The organism is Cellulosimicrobium cellulans (assembly GCF_042723955.1).
In the GTDB taxonomy this organism is placed as follows: Bacteria; Actinomycetota; Actinomycetes; order Actinomycetales; family Cellulomonadaceae; genus Cellulosimicrobium; species Cellulosimicrobium cellulans_H.
Genome location: NZ_JBHXIC010000072.1, coordinates 5,427 through 19,021 on the forward strand (window position 1 = coordinate 5,427; position 13,595 = coordinate 19,021).

15 protein-coding genes are annotated in these 13,595 nt (G+C 74.8%); 5 read left to right on the forward strand and 10 right to left on the reverse strand.

Annotated features, from left to right (window positions below):
• On the reverse strand, window positions 1-750 hold a 750-nt coding region (locus ACFWH7_RS16445), incomplete at its 3' end, for an SDR family NAD(P)-dependent oxidoreductase (protein ID WP_378217945.1).
• Window positions 747-1,352 carry a DUF2231 domain-containing protein gene (locus ACFWH7_RS16450; protein ID WP_378217947.1) on the reverse strand — a complete coding sequence of 202 codons (606 nt, stop codon included), beginning with the start codon at window positions 1,350-1,352 and terminating at the stop codon, window positions 747-749. The genes ACFWH7_RS16450 and ACFWH7_RS16445, both read right to left, overlap by 4 nt.
• A 362-nt stretch (window positions 1,353-1,714) precedes the next feature.
• On the opposite strand from ACFWH7_RS16450, the gene ACFWH7_RS16455 reads away from it, so the two are divergent.
• Together ACFWH7_RS16455 and ACFWH7_RS16460 are read left to right on the forward strand one after the other, a co-directional pair.
• The gene (locus ACFWH7_RS16455; protein WP_378217949.1) at window positions 1,715-2,368 is read left to right on the forward strand and encodes a PAS and ANTAR domain-containing protein; all 654 of its coding nucleotides are present in this window, start codon (window positions 1,715-1,717) and stop codon (window positions 2,366-2,368) included.
• A gap of 152 nt (window positions 2,369-2,520) precedes the next feature.
• Entirely contained in the window at window positions 2,521-3,402 is an 882-nt protein-coding gene (locus tag ACFWH7_RS16460; RefSeq protein ID WP_378217951.1) for a manganese catalase, read from the forward strand.
• Between the two features lie 65 nt (window positions 3,403-3,467).
• On the opposite strand, the gene ACFWH7_RS16465 is transcribed toward ACFWH7_RS16460, so the two are convergent.
• A complete protein-coding gene (locus ACFWH7_RS16465) occupies window positions 3,468-3,656 on the reverse strand; it encodes a hypothetical protein (protein WP_378217953.1) in 189 nt (62 codons plus the stop codon).
• Window positions 3,657-3,876: 220 nt separating this feature from the next.
• Here ACFWH7_RS16465 and ACFWH7_RS16470 point away from each other — a divergent pair, with 220 nt between their 5' ends.
• Window positions 3,877-4,311: a DUF6098 family protein gene (locus ACFWH7_RS16470; RefSeq protein ID WP_378217956.1), complete on the forward strand. Its 435-nt coding sequence runs from the start codon at window positions 3,877-3,879 to the stop codon at window positions 4,309-4,311.
• A gap of 10 nt (window positions 4,312-4,321) precedes the next feature.
• On the opposite strand, the gene ACFWH7_RS16475 is transcribed toward ACFWH7_RS16470, so the two are convergent.
• Window positions 4,322-4,984 (reverse strand): ANTAR domain-containing protein, encoded by a 663-nt coding sequence (locus ACFWH7_RS16475; protein WP_378217958.1) that lies wholly within the window; start codon window positions 4,982-4,984, stop codon window positions 4,322-4,324.
• 137 nt (window positions 4,985-5,121) lie between these two features.
• Between ACFWH7_RS16475 and ACFWH7_RS16480 the strand changes: the two genes are divergently transcribed.
• The gene (locus ACFWH7_RS16480; RefSeq protein ID WP_378217960.1) at window positions 5,122-5,559 is read left to right on the forward strand and encodes an SRPBCC family protein; all 438 of its coding nucleotides are present in this window, start codon (window positions 5,122-5,124) and stop codon (window positions 5,557-5,559) included.
• Window positions 5,560-5,616: 57 nt separating this feature from the next.
• Here ACFWH7_RS16480 and ACFWH7_RS16485 read toward each other — a convergent pair whose 3' ends face one another.
• From ACFWH7_RS16485 to ACFWH7_RS16505, 5 genes are read right to left on the reverse strand one after another with little or no spacing between them, the layout of a single operon-like run.
• Window positions 5,617-7,215 (reverse strand): phytoene desaturase family protein, encoded by a 1,599-nt coding sequence (locus ACFWH7_RS16485; RefSeq protein WP_378217962.1) that lies wholly within the window; start codon window positions 7,213-7,215, stop codon window positions 5,617-5,619.
• Complete coding sequence (locus tag ACFWH7_RS16490) at window positions 7,206-8,399, reverse strand: zinc-dependent alcohol dehydrogenase (protein ID WP_378217964.1); 1,194 nt, start codon at window positions 8,397-8,399, stop codon at window positions 7,206-7,208. The genes ACFWH7_RS16485 and ACFWH7_RS16490 overlap by 10 nt, the downstream gene beginning before the upstream one ends.
• A 42-nt stretch (window positions 8,400-8,441) precedes the next feature.
• The gene (locus ACFWH7_RS16495; RefSeq protein ID WP_378217966.1) at window positions 8,442-9,401 is read right to left on the reverse strand and encodes a carbohydrate ABC transporter permease; all 960 of its coding nucleotides are present in this window, start codon (window positions 9,399-9,401) and stop codon (window positions 8,442-8,444) included.
• A complete protein-coding gene (locus ACFWH7_RS16500) occupies window positions 9,398-10,390 on the reverse strand; it encodes a carbohydrate ABC transporter permease (protein WP_378217968.1) in 993 nt (330 codons plus the stop codon). The genes ACFWH7_RS16495 and ACFWH7_RS16500 overlap by 4 nt, the downstream gene beginning before the upstream one ends.
• A gap of 1 nt (window position 10,391) precedes the next feature.
• Window positions 10,392-11,780 (reverse strand): ABC transporter substrate-binding protein, encoded by a 1,389-nt coding sequence (locus ACFWH7_RS16505; RefSeq protein ID WP_378217970.1) that lies wholly within the window; start codon window positions 11,778-11,780, stop codon window positions 10,392-10,394.
• A 245-nt stretch (window positions 11,781-12,025) separates the two neighbouring features.
• Here ACFWH7_RS16505 and ACFWH7_RS16510 point away from each other — a divergent pair, with 245 nt between their 5' ends.
• Window positions 12,026-13,153, forward strand: a complete 1,128-nt coding sequence (locus ACFWH7_RS16510) for an aromatic acid exporter family protein (protein ID WP_378217972.1) — start codon at window positions 12,026-12,028, stop codon at window positions 13,151-13,153.
• Window positions 13,154-13,290: 137 nt separating this feature from the next.
• Here ACFWH7_RS16510 and ACFWH7_RS16515 read toward each other — a convergent pair whose 3' ends face one another.
• The gene (locus ACFWH7_RS16515; protein ID WP_378217974.1) at window positions 13,291-13,485 is read right to left on the reverse strand and encodes a hypothetical protein; all 195 of its coding nucleotides are present in this window, start codon (window positions 13,483-13,485) and stop codon (window positions 13,291-13,293) included.
• Between the last annotated feature and the right edge of the window lie 110 nt (window positions 13,486-13,595).

The following is a 13,595-nucleotide window of genomic DNA, read 5'->3' on the forward strand; positions in this document are numbered from 1 at the left end:
GTGGGGCGAATCTGTCGCTCCCTCGTGAGACACACGGGCGGCGCCCCGGGGCCCCCCCGCGGCCCGGCGGTTGCCGGGGGCCGCCCCGCCCTGCCGCGCCACCGCGGCGGCGCTGGGCTTGGGGAGGCGCCCCACGTGGGTGCGCTCCATCCCGGCCTCCCGGAAGAACGGCGTGCGCGTCGGTCCCGGCAGGAGCGCGGTGACCGTGACGCCCGTCCCGGCGAGCTCGCCGCGCAGCGACCACGCGAAGGAGCGGAGGAACGCCTTCGACGCGGCATAGGTCGCGAAGTGCGGTGCGGGCATCTCTCCCGCGACCGACGCCGTGACGAGCAGCCGGCCGCTTCCCTCGGAGAGAAGGTCGGGCAGCAGCAGGTGCGTCAGGTGGGCGATCGAGCGCACGTTGAGGTCAACGAGCCGCAGCTGCGCCTCCAGCGGGGTGCGCGCGTACGCGCCGTGCACGCCGACGCCCGCGTTGAGGACGACGGTCGAGACGCCGAGCTCGCGTGCGCGCCGGGCGGTCGCCTCGACCCCGCGGGGCGTCGCCAGGTCGACCGTCAGCCCCTCGTGCGCGCCACCGTGCGCGGCCAGGTCGCGCACGTTGGGGTCGACGTCACGGTCCGCGACCACGAGCACGTCGTTCCCCCGGCGCGCGAGCTCGACCGCGAGCGCGCGTCCGATCCCGCTCGTGGCGCCGGTCACGAGGGCGGCGCCACGGTCCACCGGCGGTCGCGCGGGGCGTGCGGCGGTCACGGCAGGTCCGGGGCGTCGTCGTCGCCGAGCGCGACCTCCGCGGGCGGCTCCCGCAGCGCCTGGGCGAGGTGGCCGCCCAGGAATGCGCTGGCACCGGCGACGGCGTAGCCGAGCATCGAGACCGCGACTCCGGACCGGTGCCGCCCGCCGCGGCGCAGCAGCCACGACGTGCCGTAGAGCAGCGAGACTCCCGTGTTGAGCGCCGCGTGCACGGCCCCGACGCGCCGGGCGCGCCGGTCGACGTCGAGGTAGTCGGCGAGCCCGGTGAGGGCCGTCGGCGCGACGGCCAGCACGCCGAGCCCGACGAGGCGCTGCGCCGCAGGGGCGCTCCGGGCGCCACCGACGAGGTCGAGCACCGCGGCGCTGGTCCACAGGCCGACCGGGACGTCGGTGAGGGTCGCGTGGAGCGCGTGGCCCAGCGAGCGGCCGTGGAGCTCCTCGCGGAGCCGGCCGTGCGACGGGACGACGGCGAGCGCCACGCCGCGGACGGCGCCGGAGAGGTCGTCGAGCGCCGTCGCCTCCTCCAGCCGCCGCGCCAGGCGCAGGAGCACGGGGGAGTCGGCGTCGTCGGCACGGGCCGGGATGCTGCGGGGCTCGGACATGGGCGCTCCTCAGGTCGTCGCGCTCCCGTTCTCGAAGCCCTGCGTCGACCGTAGGCATGATCGCCGATGCTCGCGCGCGAGCGCGCGGACCCCCGGACCCCCGGACGCACGTCGCCCTCGTCCTGGCGGGCCGGGACGAGGGCGGTTCGTCGCGAGGCAGGCGTGCGGCGGTCTTCTTCACCGGCTGCCGTGCGACGGGAACCACGCTAGGGTCTCCGCCCGCGCGCCGCCCTCCGGCGGCGGGTGAACTTCGGACCGGTGCGCGCACCGGCTCGCCCTGCGCTGCGGGTGTGCACGGGCTACGGTCGTCGCTCCGGGTCAGGACGTGGCCCGCGACCGTCTCGTCGACGAGGCAGACACCCATGAGCACCGACCACGACTCCCAGCGCGTCCGCGCGCTGGCGGACGACCACCCGTTCGGCGAGTACCGCTACGACCTCGTGCGCGAGGAGTGGTGGTGGTCCCCGGACATGTTCGCCCTGCACGGGTTCGCGCCGGGCGAGGTGGTGCCGACGACGGCCCTCGCGCTCGCGCACAAGCACCCCGAGGACCTCGACCGCGCGACGCGGGTGTTCGCGGCGGCGACGACCGACGGCGCCCCGTTCTCCCTGCCGCACCGGATCGTCTCCGCGAGCGGGGACGAGCGCACCGTCGTCGCCACCGGTCAGGTGCGACGTGACCCCGCGACGGGCGCGGTCGTCGAGCTCAGCGGCTGGGCGGTCGACGTCACCGCGTACGTCGGCAGCCGCGCGGCGCAGGAGGCGGGCGCGCAGATCCGAGCCGCGGCGCAGACCCGCGGGATCATCGAGCAGGCCAAGGGCATGGTCATGCTCGCCGTCGGGGCGAGCGTCGACGAGGCCTTCGCGCTGCTGCGCCGCACCTCGAACGACCACAACGTGCCCGTGCGCACGGTCGCCGCGCTCGTCGTGCGCGCGGGGGAGCAGGCGCCCGCCGACGCGCGGGCCGCGATCGTCGCGGTGCTGCGCCGGCCGGAGCTCGGTACACGGGTCGCCTGAGCAGCGGTCGCCAGGGAGCGGCCCGCCCCAGATGCGACCGGGTCCGGGCCGCCCCACGCTGGGGGGACGCTCGACGCGTCGAGAACGGGGCGCGTGCCGTGGTCCTCCCGTGCACTCGGTGCGGAGGGGCCGACCTCCCCGAGGGAGAGACCATGTTCTTCCACCGTCAAGAGCTCCAGCACCAGGCCACGCCCGACCGGCCGGACGCCGTCTACGCCCGCAAGCTCCAGGAGGTGCTGGGCGGGCAGTACGGCGAGATCACCGTCGCCATGCAGTACGGCTTCCAGTCCTGGAACGCCCACCTCCCCGGCAAGTACCGCGACCTGCTCTACGGCATCGGTGCCGAGGAGTTCGGGCACGTCGAGATGCTGGCGACGATGATCGCGCAGCTCCTGGAGAAGGCTCCCGTCGGCCTCGTCGAGGGCGCGGTGCAGGACGACCCGACCGTGGCCGCGATCGTCGGCGGGACGGACCCGCAGCAGGCGATCGTCGCGGGCGCGGGCGCCCGGCCGGTCGACTCGAACGGCAACCCCTGGTCGGCGGGCTACGTGACCGCGAGCGGCAACCTGCTCGCCGACTTCACGGCGAACGCGAACGCCGAGATGCAGGGCCGGATCCAGGTCGCTCGGCTCTACCACATGACCGACGACGCGGGCGTCAAGGACCTCCTCGCCTTCCTGCTCGCGCGCGACACGATGCACCAGAACCAGTGGCTCGCCGCCGCGCAGGAGCTGCGCGACGAGGGCGTCGAGGAGCTGCCCGTGCCCAGCACGTTCCCGCTCTCGAAGGAGGACCGCGACGTGGCGTACCAGTACATCAACTTCTCCGACGGCGAGCACGCGTCCGAGGGACGCTGGGCGAGCGGCCCGACCCCGGACGGCAAGGGCGAGTTCACCTACGTCGCCGAGCCTCCGGCGGGCGTGCCGATGCCGCCGCCCACGACGCCCGACGAGCGGTTCCACGGCACGACCGGCAAGCCGTCGACGCTCGACAAGGCCAAGGGCGCCGTCAAGGACGCCCTCCACAAGGACTGAGGGACCGCACCGACGACGGCACGACGAGGGCCCGGGTGCGGCGCACCCGGGCCCCCGTTCGTGCGTCAGGCGTCGCCGGACGCCTCGCCGCCGGTGCGCGGGTTGACGTTCCCGGGCTCGGCGTCCGTGTCGGTGTCGGTGTCGTCGTCCGATCCCGCCCCGCGCGCCTGGCGCCCCTCGCGTGGGTTGAGCGACCGGGGGTCGGCGTCGGGGTCCTCGGCGGGGTCGTAGCCGCGCTCGTCGTTCTCGCTCATGTCGGCCTCCTCGGTCGGTGCTCGATGCTCGGACCGCGCTCGGGCGACGCGGTCCTGCCACGGTCGCACGGCGCCGCGACGCTCGCAGGCCCCGGGGTGCCTGCACCTCCGGGCGCTCGTAGCCTGGCGGGGACGGAGGCGGTCCGGGGTGGGCGGACGCCGTCACGGCGAGTCGAGAAGGGGCCGACCGGCACGCAGCCACGCCTGTCAGGAGGTCCCGATGCCCGAGGAGACGAGCGCGCTCGACGCCCTGCCCCGCCTCCGGAGCCTCGCGGAGGTCGCCGAGCTCGTCGCGGTCGTGCACCCCCTCTACGTGCGGTTCAGCGGCGGGCCCGACCAGGACCGGTCGACCGTGAGCCGCGACCACGAGAGCGGCTGCCTGCTGCCGGGCCTGAGCGTCAACCCGATGAACCCCGAGCCGTGGTGGGACCGCCCCGTCGAGCACTGGGTCGCGCGTCAGCTCTGCCAGTACGCCCACCTCATGACGCCCGAGCGCTTCCCGTGGCTGCTCACCGGTCAGGTCGCGGGCCGCGGGCCCGACTGCGAGCCGCTCCTCGTGGACGTCGTGCCCGCGGCGTCGGTGGACCCGCAGGTCGTCGACGAGGCCGGACGCCTCTACCGCCAGGTGTTCGACGCGGGGGACGACGGGACGTGACGCGTGCGCGTCACGCGCCCTGCTCGTCCTCGGAGGGTTCCGACACGACGAGCGCGCGGAGCAGCTGCTCCGCGACCTCGCGCGGGCTCACGTTCCGGTGCCGCGAGGCCGACTCGATGATGCGGCGCGCCTCCTCGGCGGAGCACTGGTTCGTCTGCATGATCGCGCCGACGGCGCGTTCCGTGGCGACGGCGTCCGACATGTCGCGGTAGAACCCCGCGGTCGAGTCCTCGAGGTCGGCGAGCTCGAGGCGCAGCCGCACCGCGGACGCGACCAGCTGGGCGAACGAGTCGGCCGCGGTGAGGAGCTCGGCGGTCCAGGGGTCGGGGGTGCGGGAGTAGAGGTTGAGCGCGACGGCGACGTCGTCGGCGACGGCCGCCGGGACGGCCGCGGCGGAGACGAAGCCCTCCGTGCGGGCCTGGCGCGACCACTGCTCCCAGTGCGCGGCCTCGTCGACCGAGACGACGAGCCGCGAACCGGCGTCCATCGCGTCCACGCACGGACCCGCGTCGTCGAGCGCCTCGGCCTGGTCGCACCGCGCGGCGGCGTCGGAGCTGCTGCCCGCCCGCACGCTGACGCCCGCCTGGCGCATCGTCACGCTGACCTCGAGGCCGTGGTCGAGGATCGTCGCGGCGCGCTCCGCGAACTCCTGCGGAAAGCTGGCGATGCCCATGGTGCGAGCCCCTTCCTGAGGTCTCCTCGCGTCGTCGCGAGGACTTTTCACGCTACGTCGGACGGCGCGAGCACGCGCGCACTCGCGCCTCGACCGCGAGCGGTTGCCAGTGCCGGGCACGGGACTAGCGTCGCCTCATGGTGACCGTCACACGAGCCGTCGGATGCCCCCCGGACGCGGTGCTCGGCGTGCTCGCGGACGGGTGGTCCTACTCGACGTGGGTCGTCGGCACGGCGCGCGTGCGCGCCGTGGACGACGCGTGGCCCGCGCCGGGGTCGCGGATCCTCCACTCGGTCGGGATCTGGCCCGCGCTGCTCGACGACGAGACGGTCGTGCGCGCGTGGGAGCCGGACCGGGGGATCGATCTCCAGGCGCGCGGCTGGCCCGCCGGGGAGGCCCGCGTCCGGATCGAGGTCGCGCCCACCGCCGACGGGTGCGTCGTGCGCATCGTCGAGGACGCGGAGAAAGGGCCGGGGACCCTCGTCCCGCGGCCCGTGCGCAGCGCGGTGATCGGCCCGCGCAACGTCGAGACGCTGCGCCGGCTCGCGTTCCTGGCCGAGCGCCGGAACCCGTAGCGGGTCCTGCGCCTGCGGGCCGTCGACGGGTCGGCGGTCCACCGCCGCCGGCGGGCGTCAGGGCTCGCGCAGGAGGCGCGCCCACGCTGTCCGCACGAGCGCGCGCCGGAGCGCCCCGCGCGTGCCCGCGGCGGCGAGCGCGGCGCGCGCCGCGTTCCAGCCGCACGCGCCGTGCACCCCACCGCCAGGGTGCGCGGACGCGCTCGCCAGGTAGAGCGAGGCGACAGGCGTCTCCGGCCGGCCGAGGCCCGGCGTCGGCCGCAGGAACAGCTCCTGGTGGACGGCCGACGTGCCACCGTTGATCGCCCCGTCCGTGAGGTTGGCGTCGGCGGCCTCGAGGTCGGCCGGGGTCTGCACGAACCGGCCGGCCACGGCGTCGGCGAACCCGGGCGCGGCGCGCTCGACCGTGTCCTCGACGCGCCGCACCGCCTCCGTGACGGCCTCGCGCGTCCAGCGCACGCCGTGGGGCACGTGCGTGTACGCCCAGGCCGACTCGGTCCCGGCGGGGGAGCGCGACGCGTCGGAGGTCGTCATCTGCCCGAGCACGAGGAAGGGCGGGTCGGGGAGGTCGCCGCGCGAGAGCGCCGCCGCGACGTCGACGAAGCCCGCCCGGTCGACCCCGAGGTGCACCGTCCCGGCCGACCGGGCGCCGGGCGCGGTCCACGGGATCGGCCGGTCGACCGCCCAGCTCACCTTGACCGTGGGGTGGTCCCACTGGAACCGGCCGAGGTCGCGCACGAGGCGCGGGGGCAACAGGTCCGCGCCCACGAGGTCGAGGTAGAGCGCGGGCGCGCTCACGTCGGCCAGCACGGCGTGGCGCGCCCGCACGTGCCGGCCGTCGGTCGTGCTCACGCCGACCGCGCGCCCGCGCACCACGTGGACCTTCTCGACCCGCGCACCCGTGACGACGTCGCCTCCGCGGGCGCGCAGCCGCGCCACGAGCGCGTCCGGGAGCCGGCCCGCACCGCCCGTCGGGACGGGGAAGCCCACGTCCTGGCCGAGCATGGCGAGCAACCAGCCGAACACGCCGCTGCCCGCGGCGTCGGGCGGGACGTCGGCGTGCATCGCGTTGCCGGTGAGGAGCAGCCCGCCGCCCTCGCCACGGAACGACTCGTCGGCGAGGCGGCGCACGGGCAGCACGGCGAGGCGCGCGAGGTCGAGGCTCCCTGCCGCTCCCAGGCGCCGCAGCACGCGCAGCACCGGTCCCGTCGCCGGGAGCGGGCTGAAGAGCGCGTCGAGCAGCGGGTCGCGCACGCGGTCCCAGCCCGCGGCGAGCTCGAGCCACGCGTCCCCGTCCCCGGGTGCGAACTCCTCCAGCCCGGCGGCCGTGTCCTCGGCGCGCTCGTGCAGGACGGCGGCGTGACCGTCGTCGAGCACGTGGGCCAGGGCGTCGGGGGCGCGCGACCACGACAGCCCGTGATCCTCCAAATGCAGCCCGCGGATGACGGGCGACCCGGCGGCGAGCGGGTAGAACGCGCTGAAGAGGTCCGTCTCGAACCCCGGCGCGGCGACCTCGGCGGAGCGGACCGCGCCGCCGTACGTCTCCTGCGCCTCCAGGACGAGCACGTCCCAGCCGGCGTCGGCGAGCGCGTTCGCGGCGACGAGGCCGTTGGGCCCCGCGCCGACGACGACCGCGTCGACGGTGGTCAGGCCCACGGGTCGAGCACGACCTTGATGCAGCCGTCCTCCTTGCGCTGGAACGTGCGGTACGCGTCCGGCGCGGACTCGAGCGGGAGCCGGTGCGTGCGCAGGTCGAGGACGCCGAGCGGGTCGGAGACGTCGGCGGCGAGGGGGAGGACGTCGTCGGTCCACCTCCGCACGTTCGCCTGGCCCATGCGCAGCGTCACCTGCTTGTCGAAGAGCTGCATCATCGGCAGGGGGTCCTTCGCGCCGCCGTAGACGCCCGAGACGGACACCGTCCCGCCGCGGCGCACGAGGTCGAACGCGGTGTAGAGGGCCGCGAGGCGGTCGGTCGCCGCGCGCTCGGTGAGCGGGGCCGCGATCGCGTCGGGCAGGACGCCGACCACCTTCTGCGTGGCCTCGGCGAGCGGGGAGCCGTGCGCCTCCATGCCGACCGCGTCGATCACGGAGTCCGCGCCGCGGCCCGCCGTGAGGTCGCGCACGGCCGCGGCGAGGTCGTCGACGGCGGACGGGTCGAGGGTCTCGACGCCGTGGCGCTCGGCCATCGCGCGCCGCTCCGGGACGAGGTCGACGCCCACGACGCGCGCCGCCCCGCGGTGGAGCGCGATCCGGGCGGACATCTGTCCGATGGGGCCGAGGCCGAGGACCACGACCGTGCCGCCGGGCGGGACGTCGGCGTACTCGACGGCCTGCCACGCGGTGGGCAGGACGTCCGAGAGGTAGAGGTACCGCTCGTCCGGCGACCCGTCGTCGGGCACGACGACGGGGCCGTACTGGGCCTGCGGCACGCGCAGGTACTGCGCCTGGCCGCCGGGGACCTGGCCGTAGAGCTTGGTGTACCCGAAGAGCGCGGCGCCCTTGTCCTGGGACCGGACCTGCGTCGTCTCGCACTGGGTCTGCAGGCCGCGCTCGCACATCCAGCAGTGCCCGCACGCGATGTTGAACGGGATCACGACGCGGTCGCCGACGCGGAGGTTGCCGGCCTCCGGGCCGACCTCCTCGACGACGCCCATCGCCTCGTGGCCCAGGACGTCGCCCGCGTCGAGGAACATCCCGAGCACCCCGTACAGGTGCAGGTCGGAGCCGCAGATCGCGGTCGACGTGACGCGGACGACCGCGTCCGTCGGCTGCTCGATCCGCGGGTCCGCCACGTCCTCGACGCTGACCTTCTCGCGTCCCTGCCAGGTGAGTGCTCGCATGGTGGTGCCGTCCTTCCGTCGATGGTGGTGCCGTGCGCCTGCTCAGCCCTTGCTCCCCGTCGTCGCCACCCCCTCGACGAAGTGCCGCTGGCCGAGGAAGAAGAGGAGGATCATGGGGAGGGTCGTGATGACGGAGGCCGTGACCACGACCTCCCACTGCGACTCGCCGCCCGGGCCGAACTGGTCGATGAGCGCCTTGAGCCCGCGCGGGATGGTGAAGGTCGAGGAGTCCTGCAGGTAGATGAGCGGGCGCATGAGGTCGGTCCACGCCGCCTGGGCCTCGAAGAGGAGCGTCAGGACGAGGGCGGGCCGGCACAGCGGCACCGCGATGCGCCAGAACATCTGCCAGTTGTTCGCGCCGTCGAGGCGCGCGGCCTCGAACGGTTCGCGCGGCAGGCTGAGGAAGAACTGCCGCAGCAGGAACACGTAGAACGCGCTCGCGAAGAGGTTGCCCGCCCACAGCGGCACGTTCGTGCCCACGAGACCGAGCTGGTTCCAGATGAGGAACGTCGGGATCATCGTCACGGCACCGGGCAGCATCATGGTCGCGAGGACGAGGCCGAACAGGGCGCCCCGGCCGCGGAAGCGGAAGAACGCGAAGCCCCAGGCGACGAGCGCGCTCGACACCGTGACGAGCCCCGCGGCCAGCACGGTGACGACGACGGTGTTGCCGAGCCACAGCGCGAGCGGCGCCTCCTGCCAGACGGTCACGTAGTTGTCGAGCGTGAACGTGCGCGGCACGAGCCGGTTGTCGAACACCTCGGCGCGCGGCTTGAACGACGCGGACAGCAGCCACAGCAGCGGGTACACGAACGCGACCGTGGCGAGCACGAGCGCGCCGAGCACGACCGCGCGCAGCCACCGGCGGCGCGGTCCGCGCCCGGCACCGCGAGTCGGCGCAGGGGGCGGCGGACCCTGCGCCTCGGGCGCACCCGTCGTCGGGTCCGGCGCGGCGCCCGGGCCGCTCACGGCGGGGCGGGGGAAGGAAGGTGCGGTCGTCATCGCTGCTCCCCCTCGTAGTAGACGAGCCGTCGGGACACGAGGAGCTGGACGAGCGTGACGAGCATGATCACGACGAACAGCAGCCACGCGAGCGCCGAGGCGTACCCCATGTGGAGCTCCTGAAAGCCCTCCTGGAAGAGGTAGATGACGTAGAACAGGGCGGCGTCGTTGCGGTAGGTCGAGTTCCCGGCGCCGAAGTAGGCCGAGTACGCCTCGGTGAACATCTGGAACCCGGCGATCGTGTTGATGACGACGACGAAGAACAGCGCGCCGCTGATCATCGGCACGGTCACGGCACGCGTGCGGCGCCAGAACCCGGCGCCGTCGACGCGTGCGGCGTCGTACAGGTCGTTCGGGACGTTGCGCAGCGCTGCGAGCAGGATGATGACGGCCGCCCCGACGGTCCACAGGCTGATGAGCACGAGCCCGGGCTTGATCCAGTTCTGGTCGGTGGTCCACGACGGGCCCTGGATGCCGAACCACGACAGGACCTCGTTGACGATCCCGTACTGGCCGTTGAACAGCAGCAGGAGCAGCACGCCGACGGCCACCGGCGGCGTCATCTTCGGGATGAAGAACGCCGTGCGGAAGAACCCCGCGGACCGGCCCGCCTGGTTGAGCAGCAGGGCGAGCGCGAGCCCCACCACGGTGTACAGCGGCACCTGGACGACCGTGTACACGAGCGTGTTCCACAGCGAGAGCGCGACCTTCGGGTCCTGCGCCATCTCGCGGTAGTTGTCCAGCCCGACGAACGTCGGGTCGTTGATGACGTCGTAGTCCGTGAACGACAGGTAGGCGCTGTACACGATGGGCCACGCCGTGAAGACGAGGAACCCGACGATCCACGGGCTGATGAAGCGCAGCGCCGCGTTGCGCTCCCGACGCGCGGACGCGCTCAGGCGCGGGCGGCGACCGCCCGGGACCGCGCGGGGACCGTCCGACGCCGGGGGAGGGGTCGGCAGGCTCGGTGCGACGTCCGCTGCCGCCACCTCAGCCCTCCTCGTCCCACTGCGCCCAGGCGTCGTCGAGCGCCTTCTGGGCCTCGTCCTGAGCCTGTGCGAGGGCGTCGGCGGGCTCCTGCTGGCCGTTGAGGACGCGGTTCACGGCGTCCTGCCACGCGGTCTCGAACTCGTTGTCCGCGGGGTTGGCGGGCAGCGCGAACGTCGCGTCGTTCGCCTCGTACATGGCGTCGATCGCGTCCTTCCACGGCTGCGGCGCGTCGTCGGGCACGAGGTCCTCGCGGATCTGCTCGTCCGCGTCCTCGTTGCCGGTGAGGACGCCCGTGAACACGAGCCCGTCCTGGGCGCGCGCGTCGGCGCGCGCCTGCGCCGCCTGCACCCACGCGTCCGTCTCGGTCATGAGACGCGCGAAGCGGCACGCCGCGGCGGGGTTCTCGCTCCCGCGCGGCACGGCCCAGGCCGAGCCCGAGGCGAAGGCGATCGCGTCGCCGTCGGGCGTGCGCACGGCGTCGAACGCCATGGCCGCGTCGGGCGACGACTCGTTGAGCACGTTGATGTACCACTGCTCCATCGGCATCGCGCCGAGCACGCCCGTCGCGAACTGGTTGCCGGCGCCGAAGAAGTCGGCGGAGTCGCGGTACGTCTTGACCGCCGGGAACCCGCCCTGCGCGTCGTAGATGCCGACCGCCCACTCGAGCGACTCGACGACCTCGGGCGCGTCGAGCTGCGCCGTCCGGCCGTCCTCGGACAGCAGGTCCGCCCCGACCGACTTGGACCACAGCGGGAGGAACTCCGGAAGCTTGGAGTCGAACCCGATGACGCTCAGCGTCCCGCCGTCGGTCTGCATCAGCGCCTCGTTCGCCGCGGTGACCGCGTCACGGTCGGAACCGTTGACGTCCTCGATCGTGAGCCCCGCCGCCGACAGCAGGTCGGCGTTCGCCATCGTCACCTGGACCTGGTTGAACTCGGGGATCCCGTACACGCTGCCGTCGAAGGTCACCTGCTCGACCGCCGTGTCGACGAACGCGTCCATGTCGACGCTCTCGGCGTCGACGCACTCGTCGAGCGGGAGGATCGCGTCGCGCGACGCGAACGTCCCGATCTGGTCGCGGTTGGCGTAGACGAGGTCGGGCGGGTTGCCCGACGCCACGGCCGAGAGGAAGGCCTGGATGTCGAGCTCGCCCTCGGACAGGCGCACGTCGACGCCCTCGAGGTCCTGCACGGCGCGGTCGTACCGCACCTCGCCGATCTCGTCCCCGGTCCCGAACCCCATGACCGAGAGCTCGCCGGACGGCGCCTCGTCGGCCGAGAAGTCGGCGTCCGCGCCGTCGTCACCCGTGCCCTGGGCACAGCCCGTGAGGGCCAGGGCGGCCACCACCATGCTCGTTCCTGCGGCTGCCGCGCCGCGTCGACGGACCATCATCTGCCTCCTCGTGGGAGCCACGGGGGACGGCAGGGGTGCGCGACGCCACCGTGGTGCTCGACGGCGTCGGCGGCTGGCTGCACCGACGCCGTCAGTGAAGCACCGGCACTGCCCGCTCACACGCCGAGCCGGTTCTCCGGCGCACCGGACGCGGCAGCGTCGGACGCCGCGCGAGCGTCGGGAGGCGTCGAGCGTCCTCCGTGGGCGTGCGGGCACCGGGGGTGCGCGGCACCCTCGTTCCCGTGGTGAGCGAGGACGGGACGGCGGGCGGGAGCCGACGCGGCGGGCGGTCGGTCGAGGCCGGGGCGCGCGCGCGTCGCGCCGTGGCGGCCGCGCAGCGGCAGTGGGTGCGCCACCCACGGTGGTCGCTCGCGGTCAAGGGCGCGGTCGCCGCCGCCGTCGCGTGGTTCGTGGGCGTGCTCGCGCCCGAGCCGTTCTCCGACTACCCCTACTACGCGCCGCTGGGCGCCGTCGTCGCGACGACGAGCACGCTCGCGCGCTCGGTCCGCGAGTCCACCCAGGCGATCCTCGCGATCCTCGTCGGCGCGGCCATCGCGCGCGGCGTCGACCTCGTCCTCTTCCCGAGCGCGCTGTCCGTCGCGCTCGTCGTCGGGCTCGCGCTCCTGTGCTCGGGGTGGCGTCGCTTCGGCGAGATGGGCACGTGGGCCGTGACGTCGGCGCTGTTCGTCCTCATCATCGGCAACGCGGCCAAGGTCGAGTTCGTCGGCGCGTACGCGGGGCTCGTCGTCGTCGGTGCGGCCATCGGCGTGGTGATCAACCTCCTGGTCCCACCGTTGCCGCTCACGCCGACCGAGGAGGCGCTCGACGGGCTGCGCGACACGCTCGTCGACCAGGTCGAGGCGCTCGCGGACGGGCTCGACGGGGAGCGGCCGCCGTCCGCGGAGGAGTGGGAGGAGCGCCGCCGCGAGGTGGAGCCGACGCTCGCCCGCGCGCGCGACGCCGTCTCGCGCACGCGCGAGGCCGCGCGGGCGAACATCCGCCTGCGTCGGCACCGGGACTGGGCGGTCTCTCAGGTGCGGCGCGCGCAGGAGCTGGAGGTGTCGGCGGACGTCGTGGGGTCGCTCGTCCGGCTTCTCGTCGACTGGGAGCGCGAGGGGCGCGACGACCTGGCACTGGGAGCCCGCCTGCGCCCGCTCGCGGCCCGTGCGCTCGACGCCTACGCGACCGCCCTGCGCTCCGTCGGCACCGAGCCCGCCGACGAGGAGGCGCTGCGCACCCTGGCCGCCCGCGCCGAGGATCTGCGCAGGGCGGTCCGGGAGGCACGGCGGGAGGTCGACGAGGACTACTTCGTCGCCGGCGCCGTCGTGCTCGCCCTCCGGCGGGGCGCCGCAGTCCTCGCGGCCACCTGAGCGCGGTCTCGTCCGCCTCCCGCGGCGCGGCTGCTCGGGACGCACGAGCCGCCCCGGTCCCGCCGGCTGGTCGGACGCAGCCGTCGCGGGGCCGGGGCGGCTCACGCGGTCAGGAGGTGGTGCTCACGCGCGGGAGGTCACCCGCATGTGTGCGCGTCGTGCTCGACGACGACCTCGCTCGTCACCTCCTCGCCGTCGACCGTCGCGGTCGCGGAGACCGTGACCTCACCGGCCTCGACCGACGTCGCACGCGTCGCGAACGACTGGTAGGCGGCCTTGCCGGGCTGGACGTCCGCGACCGTGCGCGAGCCGAACGCGGTCGTGAGGGTCACGTCGGCCGGAACGTCGGACGCGTTGGGGGCCCCCGCCGCGGCCAACGCCCTGTCGGGGGGGCGGCGCGGGGGGGACGCCCCCGCGGGCGCGGCCCCCGGCCGCGGCACCC